This is a genomic window from Nakamurella sp., from assembly GCF_044224575.1.
GTDB lineage: Bacteria > Actinomycetota > Actinomycetes > Mycobacteriales > Nakamurellaceae > Nakamurella.
Genome location: NZ_JBGAKE010000015.1, coordinates 45,014 through 66,176, shown reverse-complemented (window position 1 = coordinate 66,176; position 21,163 = coordinate 45,014). Strand labels below are relative to the sequence as shown.

The window sequence follows — 21,163 nt, the reverse complement described above, 5'->3', positions numbered from 1 at the left end:
CCATGACGATGATCGCCGTGTGGTCGCTCCCGGCCGCACGGCACAGCATGTCGCTCGGGCCGAACGTGTCGCCATGGCCCCGACGAACCCGCAGGTCGGGGCCGCTGTCAGAGGGTGCCCGCACAATGACCTGGTGAGCACTCGCAGCGCCGACCCCGGGCCGGCGGCCCTCGACCGGTTCCACCCGCTGGTGCGGGATTGGTTCACCGGCGCATTCGCCGGCCCGACCGCTGCGCAGGCCGGGGCCTGGGCGGCGATCGGCCGGGGCGACCACACCCTGGTCGTCGCGCCCACCGGGTCCGGCAAGACCCTCGCCGCGTTCCTGTCCGCGATCGACGAGCTGGTCACCTCCCACGAGGCGCGCCCGGCCTGCTCGGTCCTGTACCTCTCGCCGCTCAAGGCCCTGGCCGTCGACGTCGAACGCAACCTGCGATCGCCGCTCGCCGGGCTGCGCGGCCTGGCCAACGCCAAGGGGCTGACCCTGCCGGAGGTGTCGGTCGCGGTGCGCTCCGGCGACACCTCGGCGCAGGACCGGCGGCTGTTCGCCCGGGCGGGTGCGGACATCCTGATCACCACACCGGAATCGTTGTTCCTGCTGCTCACCAGCCGGGCCCGGGAGATGTTGACCGGTATCCGGACGGTCATCGTGGACGAGATCCATGCCGTCGCCGGCACCAAGCGGGGCGCCCACATGGCCGTCTCGCTGGACCGGTTGGACCTGCTGCTGGACCGGCCGGCGCAGCGGGTCGGCTTGTCCGCAACCGTTCGACCGGTCGAGGAGGTGTCGCGGTTCCTCACCGGCGGCCGCCCGGTCACCGTGGTGCAGCCGCCGTCGACCAAGCAGATCGACGTCGACGTGGTGGTACCGGTCCCGGACATGGCGGCGATGGGTCAAGTCACCGAGGACCTCACCGGCAAGGCCGCCGGCGAGGTCAACCGCAGTTCGATCTGGCCGCACGTCGAGGAGCGGGTGGTCGACCTGATCGAGTCGCACCGGTCGACCATCGTGTTCGCCAATTCGCGCCGGCTGGCCGAGCGACTGACCGCCCGGCTGAACGAGATCCACTTCGAGCGGCACAGCGCGCGGGCCGGCGACGATGCGTTGCGGGAGGAGGCCGAGCGGCTCGGCTCGCCGGCCCAGGCGATCGCGCAGTCAGGTGCCGCGCTGGGCGCGCCGGCGGTGCTGGCCAAGGCGCACCACGGGTCCGTCTCCCGGGAGCAGCGGGCGCTGGTCGAGGACGAGCTGAAGACGGGCCGGTTGCCCGCGGTGGTCGCCACCTCGTCGCTGGAACTGGGCATCGACATGGGCGCGGTCGACCTGGTGGTGCAGGTGGAGGCGCCGCCGTCGGTGGCCAGCGGGCTGCAGCGGATCGGCCGGGCGGGGCATCAGGTCGGCGCGCCCAGCCACGGCGTCATGTTCCCCAAGTTCCGCGGCGACCTGGTCTCGGCCGCGGTGGTGGCCGGTCGGATGCAGGTGGGGGCCATCGAGTCCCTCTCGACGATCGCGAACCCGCTCGACATCGCCGCCCAGCAGATCGTCGCGATCTGCGCGATGGATCCGATCACGGTGGACGACACGCTCGCGTTGCTGCGCCGGTCGGCGCCGTTCGCCGGGCTGGGCCGGGGCGCACTGGAGGCGGTGCTGGACATGCTGTCCGGCCGGTATCCCAGCGAGCAATTCGCCGAATTGCGGCCGCGGATCACCTGGGACCGCACGACCGGCCTGCTGACGGGCCGGCCGGGCGCCCAGAAGCTGGCCGTCACCTCCGGCGGCACCATCCCCGACCGCGGACTGTTCGGCGTGTTCCTGGCCGGCGGCGATGGTCCGGGCCGGCGGGTGGGCGAGCTGGACGAGGAAATGGTGTACGAGTCGCGGGTCGGTGACGTCTTCGCGCTCGGCTCCAGCTCGTGGCGGATCGTCGACATCACCCGGGACCAGGTGCTGGTGCAGCCCGCCCCCGGACTGCCCGGCCGGCTGCCGTTCTGGAAGGGCGACACCCTGGGCCGGCCGGCCGAACTGGGCCGGGCGCACGGCGAGTTCGTCCGTGACCTGGTCTCGTCCGCGGATGCGGCGGAGGAGCGGCTCACCGCGGCCGGCCTGGACGAGTTCGCCCGATCCAACCTGCTCGCCTACCTGGCCGAGCAGAAGCAGGCGACCGGCGTCGTGCCGGACGAGAAGACGCTGGTGGTGGAGCGGTTCCGGGACGAGCTGGGGGACTGGCGGATCGTCCTGCACTCGCCGTACGGGGCGGCCGTGCACGCGCCGTGGGCGCTGGTCGTCGGGGCGCGGATGCGCGAACGTTACGGGGTGGACGTGGCGGCGATGCATGCCGACGACGGCATCGTGCTGCGGCTGCCCGACGTCGAGTACGAGGACGGGCCGCCGGAGTTCACCGAGTTCCTGGCCCTGGACCCGCAGACCCTGGAGGCCGAGATCACCGCCGAGATCGGTGGGGCCGCGGTCTTCGCGTCCCGGTTCCGGGAATGCGCGGCCCGGGCGCTGCTGCTGCCGCGGCGGCAGATCGGCAAGCGCCAACCGCTGTGGCAGCAGCGACAACGGGCCAGTCAACTCCTGGAGGTGGCGTCCGCCTACCCGTCGTTCCCGATCGTCGCCGAGGCGGTCCGCGAGTGTCTGTCCGACGTGTTCGATGTGCCATCGCTGACCACCCTGCTGCGGGAGATCCAGGCCCGCACCGTGCGGATCGTCGAGGTCACCACGTCCACGCCGTCGCCGTTCGCGTCGTCGCTGATGTTCGGGTACGTCGCACAGTTCCTGTACGAGGGCGATTCACCGCTGGCCGAGCGGCGGGCGGCCGCGCTCACCGTCGACCCGACCCTGCTCGCCGAGTTACTCGGGCACGGCGACGGGCTCGCCCTGCGGGACCTGCTCGACCCCGACGCGCTCGCGTCGGTGGAGTCCGAACTGCAGCGGCTGGCCGAGAACCGGCGGGCGCGCAACCCCGACGAGATAGCCGACCTGTTGCGGATTCTCGGACCGTTGTCGACCGCCGAGATCGATCTCCGGTCAACCGTGGACGACCTGTCCGGTGCCCTGGAATCGTTGGTGGCGGCCCGCCGGATCATGGCCGTGCGCATCGCCGGCACGCCGCAATGGGCCGACCCGACCGACGCCGCGATGCTCCGCGATGCGCTGGGCACCCCGCTGCCGACCGGTGTCGCGGAATCGCTGCTGGAGCCCGTGGAGGACCCGCTGGGCCGGCTGTTGCGCCGGTACGCCCGCACCCACGGTCCGTTCCTGGCGGCCGAGGCGGCCACCCGTTTCGGTCTCGGGGTGGCGGTGGTGACCGACGGGTTGCGCCGTCAGGTGTCGTCGGGCCGGCTGGCCGAGGGCGAATTCCGGCCGCTCGGCTCTGCTGGTTCTGGTGGGGCCGCCGGCTCGGACTCGAGCCCCGAATTCGTCGATGCCGAGGTGCTGCGGCTGTTGCGCCGCCGGTCCCTGGCCGCGCTGCGGGCCGAGGTGGAGCCGGTCGACAAGCAGGCGCTGGCCAGGTTCCTGCCCGCCTGGAACGGCGTCGGTGTGGGCCGCGGCGGCCCGCGCGGGGTGGACGGCGTGTTGCGCGCGGTCGAGCAGCTGGCCGGCGCGGTCGTGCCGGCGTCGGCGCTGGAGACGTTGGTGCTGCCCGCCCGGGTCCCCGACTACCGGCCGGCGATGCTGGACGAGGTGATGGCGGCCGGCGAGGTGATCTGGACCGGGCACGGTTCGCTGGCCGGTGACGACGGCTGGGTCGCTCTGCACCCGGCCGAGTCCGCCGCGCTGACCATCGCCCTGCCACCGGCCGACGCGGTCGTCCCGGACGGTGATCAGCACCGCGCACTGCTGGATGTCCTGGCCGGCGGGGGCGGGTTCTTCTTCCGGCAGCTCGCCGACGCGGTGCACGCCGCCGGGGTCACGGCGACCGACGCCGAGGTGACCGACGCGTTGTGGGAGTTGGTGTTCGCCGGGCGGGTCACGTCGGACACGCTGGCCCCGCTGCGCGGTCGGCTGACCGGCGGGCGGACAACGCACAGGCCGAAGGCCGCGGCGCCCCGGCTGCGGATGCGTGGGCCGTCCGGCCTGGCCGCGTTGTCCGGTCAGCTGCGTGCGGGGCAGAACGGGGCGGGTGGCCTGCGCCGTGGGATGCCACCGTCGGTGGTCGGTCGCTGGTCGCTGGTGCCCGACCTGGCGGAGGATTCGACGGTGCGCACGCACGCGTCGGCGGAGGTGCTGCTGGACCGACACGGGGTGGTGACCCGCGGCGCCGTCGTGGCCGAGGGTGTGCCGGGCGGTTTCGCCGCCGTGTACCGGGTGCTGTCGGCGATGGAGGAGACCGGACGGATCCGCCGCGGGTACTTCGTCGAGGGCCTGGGGGCCGCCCAGTTCGCCACCGCGGGGGCCGTCGACCGGGTCCGGGGATTCGCCCGGCCGCCGGATTCGGGCGACACGACAACCGGGGGCTCGGTCGTCGTGCTGGCCGCGGCCGATCCGGCGAATCCTTACGGCGCGGCCCTCGACTGGCCCGACCCGGTGGCGGCCGGCACCGACTCGCATCGGCCGACCCGACGGGCGGGCGCGCTGACCGTGCTCGTCGACGGCGCGCCGGCTCTGTTCGCCGAGCGAGGTGGGCGGACCGTGCTCACCTTCACGGCGGACATGGCTGTGCTGGCGCAAGCCGCGCAGGCGGTGGCCGAACGGGTGCGGGCGGGCCGGATCGCGTCGATGACCATCACCAAGATCGACGGCGCCGACACCATGGCGGACCGGGGGCCGGCGGTGCAGGCACTCACCGACGCCGGCTTCGTCGTCACGCCGCGGGGGCTGCGGTTGCGCAGCTCCGGGTCGTCCGGTTCGCTGGCGGGTCGGTGACGCGAACGGTCCACCGATCAGGGGCGGATGCGACGGTCGGCGGGCGAACTTCTGATTGAGTCGGGGTGCGGGGCGAGCGGCCGAGGATGATCCGCGCGGGCCGGTCGGGGTGGTCGGGCCCGTCGGGCCGGTCGGGTCGGTCGGGCCGGTCGGGTCGGTCGGGTCGGTCGGGTCGGTCGGGTCGGTCGGGGTCGTGGAGCCGGGTCGGGTGCCGTCGGGGATGGCACAGTCGGGGATGGAGGGAGCGCGGATGCCGGAGGGAGACACCGTGCTGCGCACCGCCCGGCGGCTCGATCAGGCGCTGGCCGGGCGACCGCTGGTCCGAGCCGAGCTGCGCTGGCCGTCCCTGGGCGATGCCGACCTGGCCGGGCGCACCGTCGCCGAGGTGACGGCGTACGGCAAGCACATCCTGACCCGGATCTGTGCCGCCGACCCCACCATGCCGGGTCGGCGCCGGCCCACCGTGCCCGACGAACCGCTCACCCTGCGGTCGCACCTGCGGATGGAGGGCCGCTGGTACGTGCACGCCCGGGGCGCCGAGCCGTGGCCCTCGCCCGGGCGGGCCAGCGTGCGGGCGGTCCTCGGCGGCGCCGACTGGACCGCCGTCGGTACCTGGCTGGGCCTGCTCGACCTGGTGCCCACGGTCGCCGAGCGAGACCTGATCGGTCACCTCGGTCCGGACATCATGGCGGACGGATTCGACGCCGGCATCGCGGCGCCCCGGATGCTCACCGACCCGGTGCGGCCCGTCGGGGCGGTGCTGCTCGACCAGACCACAGTCGCCGGAATCGGCACCATGTACATGGCCGAAGCACTTTTCGTGCAACGGGTCTCGCCCTGGACGCCGGTGGCCGAGGTCGACCTGCCGGCCCTGCTCGCGACCGCCCGCCGGCAGTTGCTGCGCGGGGCGAGCCAGGCCGTGCCCAGCACGACCGGCAACCCGCGCCGGGGAATGCAGACGTACGTGCACGGCCGGTCGGGTCGCCCCTGCCAGCGGTGCGGCGGCACCGTGCGGGTCGCCGAGATCGGTCCCACCGACAAGCGCCGCCCCGCCTTCTACTGCCCGGTCTGCCAGCCCGGGCCGGCCCCGACCGACAACGGCCGGCCGCAGAAGCCGCTCGGGGCGAACCCCGGCTACCGGGAGTACCGGCGGCCGACCGGGTACCGCTGACCCGCCACCATCAACCGGTGCGCGGCCGCATCAGGGGGCCACGGCGACGATCTCGGCGTTCAGCACCGCGAACCAGGCGTCGGGCTCCTGCGCCCACGCCCGCCAGCCGGCGGCGAGATCCGCCAGTTCGGCCGGGGTGCTGATCCCGGCAGCCAGGGCCTGCTCGGCCATCGCGGACTCGGTGACCCGCTGCGCCCAGGTGCCCGCCCACCACGCCCGCTCGTCGGCCGAGGCGAAGCACCAGGCCGAGGCGGTGCAGGTCAGCTCGGTGAAACCGGCGGCCCGCGCCCACGACTTGAGCCGCCGGCCGGCGTCCGGCTCGGCGTAATTGTGCCGGGCGACCCGGTGGTACACGTCCAGCCACCGGTCGAGGGCCGGGTTGGCCGGATGCCAGGTCATCGCCGCATAGTCGGCGTCGCGCGCAGCGACGATGCCACCCGGTCGGCACACCCTCCGCATCTCGGTCAAGGCAGCGACGGGGTCGGTGAGGTGCTGCAGGACCTGGTGCGCATGCACGACGTCGAAGGCGTCGTCGGGGAAGTCGAGGGCGTAGGCGTCACCGACCCGGAACGTCAGGTTGTCCAGCCCCTTGTCCTTGGCGACCGCGGCGGCCGCGTCGAGCGGTCCCGTTTCGCGGTCGATCCCCACCACCGGCCCGGGAACGACTCGTGCGGCCAACCCCTCGGTGATCGTGCCGGGGCCGCAGCCGATGTCGAGCACCGTGGTGCCGGCCGTCAGATGCGGGATCAGATACGCGGCCGAGTTCTCGACGGTGCGCATGCTGTGCGAGCGCAGCACGCTCTCGTGATGACCATGGGTGTAGGTGTCGTCCGGAGCCATGACTGCATCCTTCCGTCCGGGCAAGCGGGGCGACCCGGCCGGTGGACGAGTCGTGGCCCTATCGGGGCTCGGGTGGGGGCGGTGCCGGCGGCGGACAGGCCGTCCCGGTGATCGAGTTGCCGGTTTCGGCCGTCGCGGCCGCCCGACGAGGTCGGAAAGGGGCAACTCGATCGGAGCCCCAGGGTCCGCGGGCGTCAGGCGGACCGGCGGCGGCGCACCAGCAGCAGGACCGCGAACGCGATGAGCCAGGCACTCCACACGATGTAGCCGACGAAGTTGGCCAGTCCGGCGATCGGCAGGAACGGCTCGACGGTGCCGACGGCGATCAGGGCTGCGGCCACGATGCCGATCGTGGTGAGCATCCGGCCGAGCACGGTCCGGGACAGCCCGAGGCAGACCAGCACGGTCCACGCCGCGGTCAGGGCGTACCCGATCGTCTCGCCGATCGTCGTGCCCAGGACCAGGTTCAGGGTGTCGAACGTCTGGGCGGCCGACGGAGTGGGCGACTCGCCGGCCAGGAACGGCACCACCAATGGCCACCGGAGCAGGCCGACGACCTGCACGATCGCGGCGCTGACCCCGACGATCCGGGAGGCCCGCAGGGCCGCGCCGGTGCCCAACCTCGATACCGCGATCGCGATCGGCGCCAGCAGCGCCGCACCTGCCGCGAGCAGCAGGAACAGGGCGCCGATGACCACCGCGTTCGCGTGGAACCGGACGAGCACGTCCGCGGGCGGTTGGTTGAGCACCTCGGGGTAGTCGAAGGCGGTGCCCAGGCCCAGGAACGCCACGTTGACCACGACGGCGCCGGCGATGAGCAGGGCAGCGGTCCGGCCGAGTGCGGCCCGGGTCGTGGTCGGGGTGGTCGGCGGGGCGATCATCATGTGACGCCTTTCTGTACGATGTACAAATTATGTACGCCGTACAGTATTACTGAGTTGGAGGGGCGTCAAGACCCCTGTCGGGAACCGGCAGGATGGGGAACCGTCCGGCCCCGACGGGCCGACAACGGTGCATGTCCCGGCGGAGGGGTTGGTCGCGTGAGCACGGACGGCGAAACCGCACGGCGCCGGCCGGGTCCGCGCCGCAGCCTGAGCCACGATCAGGTGGTGGGGGTCGCCCTGGAGGCGATCGACGCGGGCGGGCCCGAGGCACTGTCCATCCGGGCGGTGGCGGCCCGGCTCGGGGTCAACCCGAATGCGGTCTACACGTACGTCGCCAGCCGAAACGCCCTCGAGCGCGAGGTGGTCGAGCGGGTGTTCGGCGAGACCGATCTCGATCTGTTGACCGGCCCACCGCACCAGTGGCGGCAGCGGATCATCGGGTACGCGCGGTCACTGCGGGCGGCGGTGCTGCGCCACCCGCCGGTCGCGACGCTGATGATGACGGCCCCGATGGACGGCCCGTCGGCGGTGCTGATCGGCGAACGGCTGATCGCCGCTTTGCGCGACGGGGGCCTGCCCCTGGACGCCGCCGCCCGGGGCACCTACGCGCTGATCGTCCAGGTGGTCGGCTTCGTCGCCCTCGAGGTCGCCGAAACCGACGCACGGCCGCCGCTGCCCTCCGAAGCCGATCGGGTGGCGGCCCGCCGGGCGGCGCTGGAGTTCCTCGATCCGGCGCAGTGGCCGCTGTCCGCGGCGACCAGGGATGTCGCCGCGGCCTGGATCTCCACCGACCAGTTCAACTGGTCGGTGGAGCGACTCCTGGACGGGATGATCCGGCCAGGACAGTAAGCCCGTCCGGATGCTGCACGGGCCGGATTCGTCAGCCGGCCGACGGCTCCAGCGTCAGCGAGACCCCGTTGATGCAGTACCGGTCGTTGGTCGGGGTGGGGTACCCCTCGCCGCTGAACACGTGACCCAGGTGCGAGCCGCAGGTCGCGCAGCGCACCTCGGTGCGCACGGAGAAATGGGACCGGTCCTCGATCAACTCGATCCGGTCCTCCGCGAGCGGGGTGTAGAACGCCGGCCACCCGCAGTGCGCGTCGAACTTGTGCTCGCTGCGGAACAGCTCGCTCCCGCACCCGCGGCACCGGTACACGCCGACCGTCCGGTCGGTCTCGTACGGGCTGGAGAACGGACGCTCGGTGCCGGCCTGGCGCAGCACCTGGTACTCCTGCGGGCTCAGCTCGGCTCGCCACTGGTCGTCGGTCTTGGTGACGTCGTACGCCTTGCCGGTCTTCGCGCTGTCGGACTTCATACCCTTGATTGTCATGCCTGGTCCAACAACCGGGCCAGGGTGCTCGTTCCCGGCATTCCTTACGGCCCCTTAAGAACTGCCCGCTGTCGGACCGGGCGGGTACGTTGCGACGAACCGGCCGGTGCCCGGCGCGGTGGGCGATGGTCGACGGGAAGGTGGCGGGCGATGCCGAAGGCAGCGGCAACGACGATCTCGGCCGGTGGCCGGGACGTGCGGGTCTCCAGCCCCGACCGGGTCGTCTACGAGGCGACCGAGCGAACCCCCGCGATCACCAAGCTGCAGGTTTGCGAGTATTTCGCCACCGTCGGCGACGTGCTGATCCGGAGCATCGGAAACCGGCCGACGGCAATGGAACGCTGGCCCGACGGTTGGCGCGAGGGCATGCGACTGGCCGTCGGGCCGCAGGACCGCGACGCCGACGGTTTTTACCAGAAGCGGTTGCCCAAGGGGGCGCCGGAATTCGTCGAGACCGTGCGGATCACCTTCCCGAGCGGGCGGCCCGCGGACGAGCTGTGTCCCACCGAACCGGCGTCGCTGGTCTGGGCCGCCCAGATGGGCGCGCTGACCTTCCATCCCTGGCCCGTCCGCCGGCCGGACGTGGACCACCCCGACGAGCTGCGCATCGATCTCGACCCGCAGCCGGGCACGTCCTTCGCCGACGCCCGGCGGGTCGCCGACGTCACCCGGGAATTGCTCGCGGAACTGGGCCTGCGCGGCTACCCGAAGACCAGTGGCAACCGAGGCGTGCACATCTACGTGCGGATCCAGCCGCGTTGGTCCTTCGACGCGGTGCGGCACGCGGCGATCGGCCTGGGCCGGGAACTGGAACGGCGGGACGGCGGAGTGACCACGGCATGGTGGAAGGAGGAACGGGGCACCCGGCTGTTCCTCGACTACAACCAGAACCTGCGGGACCGGACCATCGCGAGCGCCTGGAGCCTGCGGGCGCGGCCCGGCGCCCCGGTCAGCACCCCCATGTCGTGGGCCGGGTTGGCCGCCGTCACCGATCCCCGCGAGTTCAACCTGACGACGGTGCCGGACCTCCTGGCCGACGGGGACCCGTGGGCGGACATGGACGACGAGTCCTACTCGCTCGAACCCCTGCTGGACCTGTGGCACGACCTGCCCGGCGGGGAGTTGAACTGGCCGCCGGACTACCCCAAACAGCCCGGTGAGCCGCCGAGGGTCCAGCCGAGCAAGAAGGTCGCCGACCACTGGGACGACGCGGGCAACCGGATCGAGAAGTAAGCACCGGCCGCGGTCCGGCTGGTGGTCAGCGCCGGCGGTTGGCCGCCCAGGCGAAGCAGTAGACGCCGAAGAGAGCCAGCCCCACAGCCTTGAGGAAGAGCAGCACGCCGCCCGCGGGCGACAGGTTGAGCAGCCGGAAGACCGTCTGCAGGCCCGGTGGGCCGGTCCGGCCGTCGATCGCCGTCCAGATCATCATCCCGCCGACGATCGCATACGTGATGCCCTTGCCGACGTACCCGGCCTGCCCGAGGATCACGACGCCGGGATGGGTGCCGTCCTTCAGATCACCGACGAAGCGCCGGCGGATCCCTCGGTAGACCGACCGGACGGCGAGCACCAGCAGCACGATGCCGGCGATCGCCACCGCCACCCGCACCAGGGCCTCCTCGAAGGGGGTGGGGGTGCTGTCCGGCACCGCGCGGCCCTCGCGAGCGGCGCGGCCGGCCAGCGCGACCCGCACGGCACTGACGCCCAGGGTCAGGTAGCCGATGGCGCTGAACAGCGAGCCGGTGCGGCCGAAGGCCTTGCCGATCGGGTTCTCGTCCGGGTTCCGCCGCCAGACCGTCTCGAAGATCTGCCACAGGGTCAGCGCAGCCAGGCCGAACGCGGTGACCCACAGGACGGCCTCGCCGACCTGGGTCTGCGCCATCGCGTCGAGCGCGGAGTATTCGGAGTCGCTGCCATGCCGCCCGGTCACGGCCAGCCGGATCGCGATCCCGGCGATCAGCAGATAGACGAACCCGTAGGTGACCAGGCCGATGCCGACGGTGACGTCGAAGGTGGCGCTCTTGTGCACCCGGCGTCCGCGTTCCCCGGCGACCCGGAGCATCGCCGATCGGCGGCTGTCCGCGGGGCCTGCCTCGCTCGCCTCGCCCATACCTCGCTCCCATCGGGGCGCTCGCCGGCTCCGCGCCCGCGGGGAGGCGATGGGCACCGTGTCCAGGATTTCGCTCGGCCGACCGCACTCAGTTCCCCCGAGTCCGGTGCCCGTCGGCGGGCGTACGTCTGGCGCCACAATAGTTCGCGGCAGGCGCGCCCGACCGGCGAACGATGGTCGACAATCGGGTCGTGGACGGAACCAGCATCGGCCAGGCAATTCGATCCGGCACGGCCTTCCTGGCCGGCACCGTCGACATGGACTGGGACCGACCGATCCCCGAGATGACCTGGTCGGTCCGCGAGGTGGTCGCCCACGTCGGCGACACCCTGCTCTGGTATGCGACCGACCTGGCCGGGGGGCCGCGCGAGCTGTCGACCATGGATCTGCGGGTCCGACCGACCGAGGACCCGGCGCGGCTGATCGACACGCTCACCGTCTTCGGCTCCGTCCTGGCCCACGTGGTGGACGGCGTCACCCCCGGTCAGCGGGGATTTCACCCCGACGGGGCCGCCGACAGCACCGGCTTTGCCGCCATGGGGTGCGACGAGATCCTGGTCCATACCGCCGACGCCGCCCGGGGCCTCGGGCTGGACTACGAACCGTCCGAGGTGCTCAGCCGCGCGGTCGTCCGCCGGCTGTTCCCGTGGGCCCCGCCGGACGAGGACCCCTGGGCGTCGTTGCTCTGGGCGAACGGCCGGATCGCTCTGCCGGGCCGGCCCCGGCAGGTGGGCTGGCACCGGCATTCGGCGCCCCTGGGGGAGTCGCCGGCGCCGTGACGGTGCCGACGGCGCGGCCGGGGACCAGGTCTTGGACAGGGCGCTGTCGGACCCTCGGCGTACGGTCCGGTCAACAGTGGTCGGATGCACGGAGGCGGACATGACGGAGCCGGGGTCATCGGCGGTGGGGGCGTTGCGGCGAGCCCTCGACGGGATGGGCGAGCTGGTCGCCGGGGTGCGGCCGGAGCAGTGGGCGTATCCGTCGAATTGCCCGGATTGGGACGTTCGCGCCCTGGTCAACCATGTGGTGTTCGGCAACCGGACGTTCACCGGGATCCTGGCCGGCGACGCCGGACCCCCGCAGGAGCAGATCCGCGCGATGCGCGATCAGGATCAACTCGGCGACGACCCGGTGGCGGCCTGGCGGGGCAGCGCGGCCGGTCTGCTGGCCGCCTTCGAGGTGCCCGGCGTGCTGGAGCAAACTTTCCGGTCGCCGCTCGGGTCGATGCCCGGTGCCGGCCTGGCAGGCCTGCGGATCACCGAGACCCTGGTGCACGGTTGGGATCTGGCCCGGTCCACCGGCCAGCCGGTGCCCTTCGACGACGACGTCGCACAGACTGCATTGGATTTCACGCAGAACCAGTTGCCGGCCGGGGCCGATCGGTCGTCGTTCCCGTTCGCTCCCGAGCAGCCAGCGCCGGCGGACGCGCCGGCCATCGATCGGCTGGCCGCGCATCTGGGTCGCCAGGTCGGCTGACGCGGTCGACCGGAGCCGAGCCGCTGAGCCCGAGGCCGGCCAAAGACCACGACCGACCCCGGAACCCCGACTCCAGAACCCCGACTCCAGAACCCCGACCCCGGAACCCCGCCTCCGGGACCGGCCCTTGGGACGGAACCTCCGGGACGGAGTCCCGGCCGGTAGCGTGAGCCGGCGTGACGACCCCGACCGCCGAGGACTTCCGGGCACTGGCCCGGTCATCGCCGTGGCTGTGGCGCACGGTGCGGTTCAGACTGCGGACGCCGACCCCCGAGCCGCACGGCGTCGACCGGCTCCGGGCCTGGGTGAGCCGTCCGCACGGGCTGCGGGCGGAGGACCTCGACGGCCGGCTGATCGAGGCCGGTTGGTGGCCTCGGCCGGATGAGGGCCTGCCGGAGCTGACCGGCGGGCCGATGCGGCGGCCGGACGGCCTGGTGGCCCGCCGTCCCGATGACTGGACCGGGCCCCACCGGTTCGACGACCCGATGCTGAGCAACTACCGGTGGGTGGCCATGTTGCACCCGTTCGAGCTGGCCGACGGCGTGGAGCGGGACGAGGACGGCTCGCCGAGCGGCGACTGGTCGCCGGGGCGTCCGCCGATCGAGGTTGTCGACGGCCCGCGGGCGGTCGAGCACGCCGGCCGCCTCGCCTGGGAGGCGGAGGTCGTCACGACGCCGGCCTACGCCGCCCGCTGCTCGTGCTGCCCCGTGCTGGCCGGGGACGAGGCGGCGGGGCAGCTCGCCCGGGAGGGCTGGGCCCGGTCGGAGGTCGGCCGTCCGAGGTCCTGGATGCTACGGCTGGACCGGGGGACCGGCGTGCTCGTGCAGCTCATCGAACTCGGCGGGACCAGTTTCTCCGGTGGGTGGACGATGGAGATCGAGGCCGTCGACGAGCCGATGCCGCGGGAGCTGTTCGGCCCGGACCGCGGTGGCGGCCCCAGGTCGGTCACTCTCTTCGGCGTCGGCCCCTGATCGGCCGCGCGACCGGGCCCGCCCACGGCCGCGGCGTTCACGCCCCCAGGATGTCGGCCAGGTCGTACCTCACCGGCTCCTCGAGCTGCGCGTAGGTGCACGAGCTGGGGTCCCGGTCCGGCCGCCAGCGGTTGAACTGGGCGGTGTGCCGGAACCGGGTGCCCTCCATGTGCTCGTAGCGCACCTCGACCACGCGCTCGGGGCGGAGCGGCACGAACGACAGATCCTTGCCGACGTTCCACCGGCTGTACTCGGAGCTGCGTGGGGTCCGGGCGGTTGACTCGTCCGGTTTGGCCCAGTTCCACGGGTGGTCGTCGAACGTCGTGACCAGCGGCTGCAACTCGGTGAACAGTGCCTTGCGGCGGGCGGCCGGGAAGGCGCCGATGACGCCGACCGACGCCAGCGCGCCGTCGTCGTTGTACAGCCCGAGCAGCAGCGAGCCGATGCTGTCCGGGCCGCTCTTGTGCACCCGATACCCGGCGACGACGCAGTCCGCCGTGCGCTGATGCTTGATCTTGAACATCGTCCGCTTGTCCGGCTGGTAGGTGCCGGCGAGCGGCTTGGCCACCACCCCGTCCAGGCCGGCCCCCTCGAACTGGGCGAACCACTGCGCGGCCAGCGCAGGGTCGCGGGTGGCCGGGGTCAGGTGGATCGGTGCCGCCGCCGAGGCCAGCGCGCCCTCCAACGCGGCCCGCCGCTGCTCGAACGGGCGCCCGGTGAAATCGTCGTCGCCCAGGGCCAGCAGGTCGAACCCGATGAAGCTGGCCGGGGTCTGCCCGGCCAGCAGCCGCACCCGGCTCGCCGCCGGGTGGATGCGCTGCTGCAGGACCTCGAACTCCAGTCGCTCGCCCATCACGACCACGATCTCGCCGTCGATCACGCAGCGTTCCGGCAGGTTCGCCTTGATCGCCTCGACCAGCTCCGGGAAGTACCGCGTCATCGGCTTCTCGTTGCGGGAGCCGATCTCGACGTCGTCGCCGTCCCGGAACACGATCGAACGGAACCCGTCCCACTTCGGTTCGTAGGACAGGTCGCCGATCGGGATGTCGGGCACCGACTTGGCCAGCATGGGCGCGACGGGTGGCATCACCGGAAGCTGCATGCGGCCCATTCTGACCTGCTCGGTGTTCCGGTGAGTGGATCACGATGCCGCGGGAGCAGTCGGGTCCGGATACTGGGCGGGTGACCTCGAAGAAGAAGCGGTACGCGCAGCCGGCCCCGGCCGCCCCGGCGCAGCCGGCCGGCCCGACCCGGCGGGACTGGATGATCCGGTCGGTCGCCGTGCTCGCCATCGCCGTCGGGGCCTCCATGACGCTGATCGGGGCCACTCCGGACATCGCCGGCGGCTGGGGCAAGCTCGTCCTGATGGTGCCCGGGATGGTGATCGCGGCGGCCGGTCTCGTCGCATTCGTCGAGACGACCGGCATGGCCCGCAGCCAGCGCGGGACCCGGCGCCGGATGCTCCGGTAGGAGGGCACCGGCAGCAATCCGGCTCCCGCAGTCCGGGTCGCGGCTGCTGCCCCTCCGCCGCAGCGCGTGCCCGCGCCGGCTCGGCCGGCAGCGTGAGCGGGCGTCCTGAACGATCCGGCTCCTCCGTCGCCGAATCGTCTCGAGGGTGCCCCTCCGGTATTCGATGATGGCCCTCGCGAGCTCGGCCGACCGCGCTACCGGCCCGACACGGAGAAGTGCTGGTAGTCGACCGGGCCGGTCCAGTCGCCGCCCCAGGAGAACCCGTGAGCGGCGAAGGCCGTCACCACCGCATCGCCGTGATGGATCACCCCCGGCGCGTCCGGTCGGTCGACGTACTGCCGGCCCGCGGCCGGGAGCACGGTCGAACCGCTCAGATAGGGATTCTGCACCGGGTTGACGTCGATCGCGGTGCCGTAGGAGTGCTCGGAGAACCCGCCGCCGCCGGTCACCGGCCGGCAGTTGAACGCGGAGGTGTTGTTCGCGTCCATCGACGCATCGTCGTCGCCGCCGAAGTCGTCGACCAGTCGCATCGATGCGATCGGGTAGCCGTCCTCGTACAGCTGCCGGAAGGTTGCCACCGCCGCGTCGGCTACCGAGGCGGCGACGACCAACTCGCCGTCGTGGTCGGCCCCGTCGAAACCGCGGTAGGTCAGCGTCAGGTAGCGCAGGTCGGCCAACGGCACCGGACAGCCCGCGCGCCAGCTGGACGTCATCCGCGCGGCCGTCGCGGGATCGATCGCGGCGACGGAGCCGGTGAAGCCGCCGGTGGGGGTGGTCGGCTCGGCGGCCGTCACCGGTTCGGTGTCCGGTGCCGGGTCGGTCGCCGACCCGGGCGGGGCGACCTCGGGTTGTTCGGTCGGGACGGTCGATGGGGTCGGGCCGACCGACGGCCCCGGGGAGCTCGCCGGCGTCGATCCGGTGCCGGTTGCGGTGGCGCCGGAGGGGACCGGGCCGGACTGCTCCGGCGGGCCGGCCGACGGCGACGGTCCGCCGCAGGCGGCGGCGAGCACGAGCGCCGCCGCGGTCAGGACGACTGAAATCCGGCGGGTCAGCGTGGCGGGACCGCCGCCGGGGCGCCGTCGGCCGCCTCGTCGAGTTCGCGCAGCCCCTGGGCGTCGATCGCGACGACCTTCTCCACCCGGCGCCGGTACTTCTCGTCGCCGCCCGGCGCCCCCGGTTCGCCGAGCCAGCCGGTCGTCATCCAGACCCGGACGATCTCCATGGCCAGCACCGGGCCGATGATCTTGCCGCCGAGGCAGAGCGCGTTCGTGTCCGAGTGCGATCGCGCCAGCTCCGCGCAGAACGGGTCCTGGCAGACCGCGGCGAACACCCCGCGGACCTTGTTGGCGATCATCGCGCTGCCGTAACCGACGCCGTCGACCAGGATGGCCCGGTCGACCTCGCCGCGACCCAGCGCCACCGCCGCGGGATAGGCGAAATCGGGCAGGTCGCAGGCGGCCTCGTCGTGGGTGCCGAAGTCGACCACCTCGTGACCCTGCTCGGTCAACCATTGCTTGATCTGGGACTTCATCGGGTACCCGGCGTGGTCGTTGGCCATCGCGATACGCATCGGTCGCACTTCCTGTTCCGGCTGGCTCGGTGGGCGCTGTACCTCCCACTGTGCTCGATCGCGGCACCGCCCGCGCGCCGGCCCCGCCTCGATCCCCCCACCCCGAGTTGATCATGGCGTTCTCTGCGCGACACGCCGACGACACGCCGACAATCGAACAGAGAACGCCATGATCAACTTCTGGGAAGGGCGGGGGGCCGGAGCGGGGCCCGGCGCAGCTGAGCTGCGGGGCCCCGCCGGTGCGGTGGGGGACCCGGGCGACGATCGTGCCCGGACGCCGGTGTGACCGCCGGGTCGGTCGCGGCGGGCCGGGAATCCGGCCGCGCGACATCCACCACCGCGCCGAGAAAGGACCCGGACCCGCGTCCGATGTCACCTCGGGGGAGCGCCGGTTGCCCGTCGCCGCACCGTCCGGTCCATTCCTCGGCCGCGCCCGGCGTCGCGGACCGGTCCGGTTCGAGACCTTCCGGCGCAACGGCCTGGCGCGCAGAACGTGTCTACTCCGGGTGCGGCCCGCTGGCAAGTGACTTGGCGCCGGATGGAGGTCGCGCGAGTGAGTGACCAGCGGCCGGCGGGAGGATCAGGGGATGCCGAACGAGTTGCTGATGCGCATCCACGGACCCGAGTTCCAGGCGATGGCGGCCCGGGTGCGGCGGGCCACCGAGTTGACCTCGCGGCTGAACGTGCTGCCGTTCGACGACGAGACGGCCAAGGCGGAGCTGTTCGAGCTGATCCTGGGTCGTCCGCTGCCCGCCCGGGTGACGATCTATCCGCCCTTCTTCACCGATCACGGGCTCAATCTGACGCTGGCCGACGGAGTGTTCATCAATCAGAACTGCACGTTCCTGGACTACGCCGGTGTCTCGCTCGCATCGCGAGTGATGATCGCGCCGAAGGTCACGTTCATCACCGTCGGCCATCCGGTGGACACCGCCGACCGGCGGGTGTGGTTGACCGGCGGTCCCATCGACGTCGAGGAGAACGTGTGGGTCGGCGCCGGCGCGACGATCCTGCCCGGGGTGCGGATCGGGCGGGACTCGGTGATCGCCGCCGGCGCGGTCGTCGCCGATGACGTGCCCGAGCGCAGTCTGGTGATGGGCACCAAGGCCGCCGTCCGGCGCACCTGGTGAGGCGCCTGACAATGACGGGCATGACGGACACCCTGGTCACCTTCCCGAGCGGCTCGCTCACCGAGCGGGCGACGGTCCGGTTCGTGGACGTCGATAGCGGGCGGCAGCGGGTGTTGACCGACCGGACCCCGTTCCATCCGGTCGATCACGGCTGGCCCGACCAGGGACCGGACCGCGGCACGCTCGACCGGGGCGGCCGATCGGCGGCGGTGCTCGACTGCGTCGTGGGGGCGACCGACGGCACCGATCTGTTCGTCGGAGCGGACGTCCCGGTGCGGCGCGGTGAACCCGGGTGGTCATTCGTCGTCGTGCACACCGTCGACGCCGGTGTGCTCGAGCTCGCCGCCGGTGACGAGGTGACCCTGACGGTCGACGGCGAGTACCGAGCTGCGTTGTCGGCCGGTCACACCGGGTGCCACCTGGCTGCGCTCGCGCTCAACGCCGCGCTGGCCGGGCGCTGGCGCAAGACGCCCCGGACCGACGGCCTGGGCCGGCCCGACTTCGACGGAGCCGCGATCGTGTCCTCCCGGATCGAGCCGTTCGGGTCGGTGGACGAGTACCGGCTCGGACGCAGCCTGCGCAAGAGCGGCTTCGACGCGGCCGGGCTGGCCGACGAGCTGCCCGCGCTGACGGCTGCGGTGAACGCGACCCTGGCCGGCTGGGTCGGCACCGGCGGTGCGGTGCGGGTCGAGACGGCCGGGCCGGCGCTGATCGACCGGCGGGAGTGGGTATGCGAGTTGCCCGACGGCACCGCCCGCATCGCGTGCGGCGGCACCCACGTCACCGGGCTGACCGAACTCGGCGCCGTCGGGGTTTCGCTTGAACTCGGTGACGAGGGTCAGCGGCTGACCATGCGCACCGCCACCGGCGGCTGAGCCGGGCCCCGATCGAGGAAAAGCAGCGAACGGTGGGCCCCGCCCGCAACGGCCGACGGCCCCCCGTCGACGCCGGACGCAGTCAGGCGCCGAACCCCGGATCGGCGACGTCGTGCGCGGTGTCCAGCGCGCGCAGAATGTTCCCGCAGGTCAGGGCGGCCAGCTCGGCATCGGACCAGCCGCGGTCGACCAGCTCGGCCAGCAGCGCCGGGTAGGTGGAGACGTCCTCCAGGCCGACCGGCAGGCTCGACACGCCGTCGTAGTCACCGCCCAGGCCGATGTGCGCCGCACCGGCCACCTCCCGGGCGTGCTCGACGTGATCGGCCACCTGGCTCAGCGTCGCGACCGGCGCCGGGTTTGCCGCCCGCCACCGCTCCAGCTCGGCGACGGCGGCGGGGTCCAGATGCTCGCCCTCGTGTTCGGTGTAGACCGTCACCTGATCCAGACCGAGCTCGTGCCGGCGGGCATCCTCGGCCGCGTCGTGGTCGGCGCACGCCTGGGAGACGAAGTACGGCACGAACGTCACCATCTGCACGCCGCCGTTGCCGGCCAGCCGGGCCAGCACGTCGTCCGGGACGTCCCGCGGATGATCGGTCAACGCCCGGCAGGACGAGTGCGAGAAGATCACCGGCGCCGACGAGACGTCCAGCGCGGCGTGCATGGTGGCCGGCGCGACGTGCGACAGGTCGACCAGCATGCCGATCCGGTTCATCTCCCGGACCACGTCCCGGCCGAAGTCGCTCAACCCGCCGACCGCAGGCTCGTCCGTCGCCGAATCGGCCCACGGCACGTTCTGGTTGTGGGTGAGCGTCATGTACGCCACGCCCAGCCGGCGCAGCATCCGCAGCACGCCCAGCGAGCAGTCGATGCTGTGGCCGCCCTCGGCCCCCAGCAGGGCGGCGATGCGGCCCGAGGCGATGATCCGACGGACGTCGGCGGCGGTGCGGGCGGCGGCGAAGGTGTCCGGGTAGCGGGCGACGATCCGGTTGACGCAGTCGATCTGCTCCAGGGTCGCGGTGACCGCGGCACCCCCGGTCATCGTGCCGGGCACGTACACGGAGAAGAACTGGGCGCCGACCCCGCCGGCCCGCAGCCGCGGAATGTCGGTGTGCAGGGTGGGCTGGGGCCCGGCGATGTCGCGTCGGTCGAGGTCGTAGGCGACCTGCCGGCGCAGCGCCCAGGCGAGGTCGTTGTGCCCGTCGAACACCGGGGCGTCGGCCAGCACGGCCGTCACCCGCTCGGCTGCCTGATCGCTTGCGGTCACGCCATCCCCGCCAATCGCTGCACGGCCGCGTCGATGACCTCGTCGCGCTTGCAGAACGCGAACCGGACGAACGGCTTCCCGTCGGCCGGATCGTCGTGGAACACCTCGTCCGGGATCGCGACGACCCCGGCCCGCGCCGGCAGGTCCAGGCAGAACCGCATGCCGTCGGTGGCGCCGAGCGGCCGGATGTCGGTCATCACGAAGTACGTGCCCTGCGGCCGCAGGACGCCGAAGCCGGCCGCGGCCAGCCCGGCGCACAGCCGATCCCGCTTGCGCTGCAGGCTGTCCCGCAGGCCGGCGACCCACGCCATCTCATGGCGCAGCGCGTACGCCACCGCCGGCTGGAACGGCGCGCCGCCGACGTAGGTCAGGAACTGTTTGGCGGCCCGCACCGCGGCGATCAGGGGTGCCGGGCCGCAGGCCCACCCGATCTTCCAGCCGGTGGTGCTGAACGACTTTCCGGCACTGGAAATGGTGACGGTCCGGTCCGCCATCCCGTCGAACGTGGCCAGCGGCCGGTGCCGCACCCCATCGAAGACCAGGTACTCGTACACCTCGTCGGTGAGCACGACGAGGTCGTGCTCGACGGCGAGCCGGGCCAACCCGGCCAACTCGTCGACGGTGAGGACGGTGCCGGTCGGGTTGTGCGGGGAATTGACGATCATCATCCGGGTCGCCGGGGTGATCGCCGCCGCCACCTCGTCGACGTCGAGGCCGAACCGGCCGGTCCCGTCCGGTCGCAGCGGCACCGACCGGTGCCGGGCCCCGGCCATCGCCACGATCGGCGGGTACGAGTCGTAGTGCGGCTCGATCAGCAGCACCTCGTCCCCGGGACCGACCAGCCCCAGGACCGCGGCCCCCAGTGCCTCGGTCGCCCCGACCGTGACCAGCACCTGGGTGTCCGGGTCGAACGATTGCCCGTGGTCCCGTTCCCGGGCGAACGCGATCGCCTGCCGCAGTTCGGGAATGCCCGGCCCGGGCGGGTACTGATTGACGCCGTCGGCGATCGCCTGCCGGGCGGCCTCGAGGACGGCGGGCGGACCGTCGGTGTCCGGGAAGCCCTGGCCGAGGTTGATCGCCCCGGTGCGGACCGCGAGCGCGGACATCTCGGCGAAGATCGTCGTCGTGTACGGGCGCAGCCGGTCCACCAGGGGGTCCGCCCAGCGGCCAGGCGGGGCGGGATGCGGGGCGACCGTCATGGCTCTATT

19 protein-coding genes are annotated in these 21,163 nt (G+C 72.8%); 10 read left to right on the top strand and 9 right to left on the bottom strand.

The window, feature by feature from the left end; all coding sequences use genetic code 11:
* The first annotated feature begins 73 nt into the window (after nucleotides 1-73).
* Both ACILSK_RS17140 and ACILSK_RS17135 read left to right on the top strand, forming a co-directional pair.
* Entirely contained in the window at nucleotides 74-4,864 is a 4,791-nt protein-coding gene (locus ACILSK_RS17140; RefSeq protein ID WP_395728394.1) for an ATP-dependent helicase, read from the top strand.
* Nucleotides 4,865-5,114: 250 nt separating this feature from the next.
* Complete coding sequence (locus tag ACILSK_RS17135; protein ID WP_395728393.1) at nucleotides 5,115-6,035, top strand: DNA-formamidopyrimidine glycosylase family protein; 921 nt, start codon at nucleotides 5,115-5,117, stop codon at nucleotides 6,033-6,035.
* 30 nt (nucleotides 6,036-6,065) lie between these two features.
* Here ACILSK_RS17135 and ACILSK_RS17130 read toward each other — a convergent pair whose 3' ends face one another.
* Nucleotides 6,066-6,875 (bottom strand): methyltransferase domain-containing protein, encoded by an 810-nt coding sequence (locus ACILSK_RS17130; protein WP_395728392.1) that lies wholly within the window; start codon nucleotides 6,873-6,875, stop codon nucleotides 6,066-6,068.
* A gap of 194 nt (nucleotides 6,876-7,069) precedes the next feature.
* Nucleotides 7,070-7,759 (bottom strand): DUF4386 family protein, encoded by a 690-nt coding sequence (locus ACILSK_RS17125; protein WP_395728391.1) that lies wholly within the window; start codon nucleotides 7,757-7,759, stop codon nucleotides 7,070-7,072.
* Between the two features lie 156 nt (nucleotides 7,760-7,915).
* Between ACILSK_RS17125 and ACILSK_RS17120 the strand changes: the two genes are divergently transcribed.
* Entirely contained in the window at nucleotides 7,916-8,608 is a 693-nt protein-coding gene (locus tag ACILSK_RS17120) for a TetR/AcrR family transcriptional regulator C-terminal domain-containing protein (RefSeq protein WP_395728390.1), read from the top strand.
* Between the two features lie 31 nt (nucleotides 8,609-8,639).
* On the opposite strand, the gene msrB is transcribed toward ACILSK_RS17120, so the two are convergent.
* Nucleotides 8,640-9,074 carry a peptide-methionine (R)-S-oxide reductase MsrB gene (gene msrB / locus ACILSK_RS17115; RefSeq protein WP_395728389.1) on the bottom strand — a complete coding sequence of 145 codons (435 nt, stop codon included), beginning with the start codon at nucleotides 9,072-9,074 and terminating at the stop codon, nucleotides 8,640-8,642.
* Nucleotides 9,075-9,239: 165 nt separating this feature from the next.
* Here msrB and ACILSK_RS17110 point away from each other — a divergent pair, with 165 nt between their 5' ends.
* On the top strand, nucleotides 9,240-10,322 hold the full coding sequence (locus ACILSK_RS17110; protein WP_395728388.1) for a DNA polymerase domain-containing protein: 1,083 nt from the start codon (nucleotides 9,240-9,242) through the stop codon (nucleotides 10,320-10,322).
* A gap of 25 nt (nucleotides 10,323-10,347) precedes the next feature.
* Here ACILSK_RS17110 and ACILSK_RS17105 read toward each other — a convergent pair whose 3' ends face one another.
* Nucleotides 10,348-11,199 (bottom strand): DUF1206 domain-containing protein, encoded by an 852-nt coding sequence (locus tag ACILSK_RS17105; protein ID WP_395728387.1) that lies wholly within the window; start codon nucleotides 11,197-11,199, stop codon nucleotides 10,348-10,350.
* 191 nt (nucleotides 11,200-11,390) lie between these two features.
* Here ACILSK_RS17105 and ACILSK_RS17100 point away from each other — a divergent pair, with 191 nt between their 5' ends.
* From ACILSK_RS17100 to ACILSK_RS17090, 3 genes are all read left to right on the top strand, one after another.
* Nucleotides 11,391-11,978 carry a maleylpyruvate isomerase N-terminal domain-containing protein gene (locus ACILSK_RS17100; protein ID WP_395728386.1) on the top strand — a complete coding sequence of 196 codons (588 nt, stop codon included), beginning with the start codon at nucleotides 11,391-11,393 and terminating at the stop codon, nucleotides 11,976-11,978.
* A 100-nt stretch (nucleotides 11,979-12,078) separates the two neighbouring features.
* The gene (locus tag ACILSK_RS17095; RefSeq protein WP_395728385.1) at nucleotides 12,079-12,675 is read left to right on the top strand and encodes a TIGR03086 family metal-binding protein; all 597 of its coding nucleotides are present in this window, start codon (nucleotides 12,079-12,081) and stop codon (nucleotides 12,673-12,675) included.
* Nucleotides 12,676-12,851: 176 nt separating this feature from the next.
* A complete protein-coding gene (locus ACILSK_RS17090) occupies nucleotides 12,852-13,646 on the top strand; it encodes a hypothetical protein (protein ID WP_395728384.1) in 795 nt (264 codons plus the stop codon).
* Nucleotides 13,647-13,683: 37 nt separating this feature from the next.
* On the opposite strand, the gene ACILSK_RS17085 is transcribed toward ACILSK_RS17090, so the two are convergent.
* On the bottom strand, nucleotides 13,684-14,748 hold the full coding sequence (locus ACILSK_RS17085; protein ID WP_395728383.1) for an ATP-dependent DNA ligase: 1,065 nt from the start codon (nucleotides 14,746-14,748) through the stop codon (nucleotides 13,684-13,686).
* Between the two features lie 80 nt (nucleotides 14,749-14,828).
* Between ACILSK_RS17085 and ACILSK_RS17080 the strand changes: the two genes are divergently transcribed.
* Nucleotides 14,829-15,116, top strand: coding sequence for a hypothetical protein (locus ACILSK_RS17080; RefSeq protein WP_395728382.1), 288 nt, complete (start codon nucleotides 14,829-14,831; stop codon nucleotides 15,114-15,116).
* A gap of 194 nt (nucleotides 15,117-15,310) precedes the next feature.
* Here the strand turns inward: ACILSK_RS17080 and ACILSK_RS17075 are convergent, their stop codons facing one another.
* Complete coding sequence (locus tag ACILSK_RS17075) at nucleotides 15,311-15,910, bottom strand: M15 family metallopeptidase (protein WP_395728381.1); 600 nt, start codon at nucleotides 15,908-15,910, stop codon at nucleotides 15,311-15,313.
* 254 nt (nucleotides 15,911-16,164) lie between these two features.
* Nucleotides 16,165-16,686 (bottom strand): RpiB/LacA/LacB family sugar-phosphate isomerase, encoded by a 522-nt coding sequence (locus ACILSK_RS17070; RefSeq protein ID WP_395728380.1) that lies wholly within the window; start codon nucleotides 16,684-16,686, stop codon nucleotides 16,165-16,167.
* Between the two features lie 587 nt (nucleotides 16,687-17,273).
* On the opposite strand from ACILSK_RS17070, the gene ACILSK_RS17065 reads away from it, so the two are divergent.
* Both ACILSK_RS17065 and ACILSK_RS17060 read left to right on the top strand, forming a co-directional pair.
* Nucleotides 17,274-17,816 carry a sugar O-acetyltransferase gene (locus ACILSK_RS17065; RefSeq protein WP_395728379.1) on the top strand — a complete coding sequence of 181 codons (543 nt, stop codon included), beginning with the start codon at nucleotides 17,274-17,276 and terminating at the stop codon, nucleotides 17,814-17,816.
* A gap of 20 nt (nucleotides 17,817-17,836) precedes the next feature.
* On the top strand, nucleotides 17,837-18,691 hold the full coding sequence (locus ACILSK_RS17060) for a metal-dependent hydrolase (protein WP_395728378.1): 855 nt from the start codon (nucleotides 17,837-17,839) through the stop codon (nucleotides 18,689-18,691).
* Nucleotides 18,692-18,773: 82 nt separating this feature from the next.
* Here ACILSK_RS17060 and ACILSK_RS17055 read toward each other — a convergent pair whose 3' ends face one another.
* Together ACILSK_RS17055 and ACILSK_RS17050 are read right to left on the bottom strand one after the other, a co-directional pair.
* Nucleotides 18,774-19,955, bottom strand: coding sequence for a dipeptidase (locus ACILSK_RS17055; RefSeq protein WP_395728377.1), 1,182 nt, complete (start codon nucleotides 19,953-19,955; stop codon nucleotides 18,774-18,776).
* Complete coding sequence (locus ACILSK_RS17050) at nucleotides 19,952-21,154, bottom strand: pyridoxal phosphate-dependent aminotransferase (protein WP_395728376.1); 1,203 nt, start codon at nucleotides 21,152-21,154, stop codon at nucleotides 19,952-19,954. The genes ACILSK_RS17055 and ACILSK_RS17050 overlap by 4 nt, the downstream gene beginning before the upstream one ends.
* Nucleotides 21,155-21,163 lie beyond the last annotated feature (9 nt).

Excerpts from the sequence above, each read along its gene's own strand:
- ACILSK_RS17140 (WP_395728394.1), top strand. The coding sequence starts at position 74 with ATGGCCCCGACGAACCCGCAGGTCGGGGCCGCTGTCAGAGGGTGCCCG.
- ACILSK_RS17135 (WP_395728393.1), top strand. The coding sequence starts at position 5,115 with ATGCCGGAGGGAGACACCGTGCTGCGCACCGCCCGGCGGCTCGATCAG.
- ACILSK_RS17130 (WP_395728392.1), bottom strand. The coding sequence starts at position 6,875 with ATGGCTCCGGACGACACCTACACCCATGGTCATCACGAGAGCGTGCTG.
- ACILSK_RS17125 (WP_395728391.1), bottom strand. The coding sequence starts at position 7,759 with ATGATGATCGCCCCGCCGACCACCCCGACCACGACCCGGGCCGCACTC.
- msrB (WP_395728389.1), bottom strand. The coding sequence starts at position 9,074 with ATGAAGTCCGACAGCGCGAAGACCGGCAAGGCGTACGACGTCACCAAG.
- ACILSK_RS17110 (WP_395728388.1), top strand. The coding sequence starts at position 9,240 with ATGCCGAAGGCAGCGGCAACGACGATCTCGGCCGGTGGCCGGGACGTG.
- ACILSK_RS17105 (WP_395728387.1), bottom strand. The coding sequence starts at position 11,199 with ATGGGCGAGGCGAGCGAGGCAGGCCCCGCGGACAGCCGCCGATCGGCG.
- ACILSK_RS17095 (WP_395728385.1), top strand. The coding sequence starts at position 12,079 with ATGACGGAGCCGGGGTCATCGGCGGTGGGGGCGTTGCGGCGAGCCCTC.
- ACILSK_RS17085 (WP_395728383.1), bottom strand. The coding sequence starts at position 14,748 with ATGCAGCTTCCGGTGATGCCACCCGTCGCGCCCATGCTGGCCAAGTCG.
- ACILSK_RS17070 (WP_395728380.1), bottom strand. The coding sequence starts at position 16,686 with ATGCGTATCGCGATGGCCAACGACCACGCCGGGTACCCGATGAAGTCC.
- ACILSK_RS17065 (WP_395728379.1), top strand. The coding sequence starts at position 17,274 with ATGCCGAACGAGTTGCTGATGCGCATCCACGGACCCGAGTTCCAGGCG.
- ACILSK_RS17060 (WP_395728378.1), top strand. The coding sequence starts at position 17,837 with ATGACGGACACCCTGGTCACCTTCCCGAGCGGCTCGCTCACCGAGCGG.
- ACILSK_RS17050 (WP_395728376.1), bottom strand. The coding sequence starts at position 21,154 with ATGACGGTCGCCCCGCATCCCGCCCCGCCTGGCCGCTGGGCGGACCCC.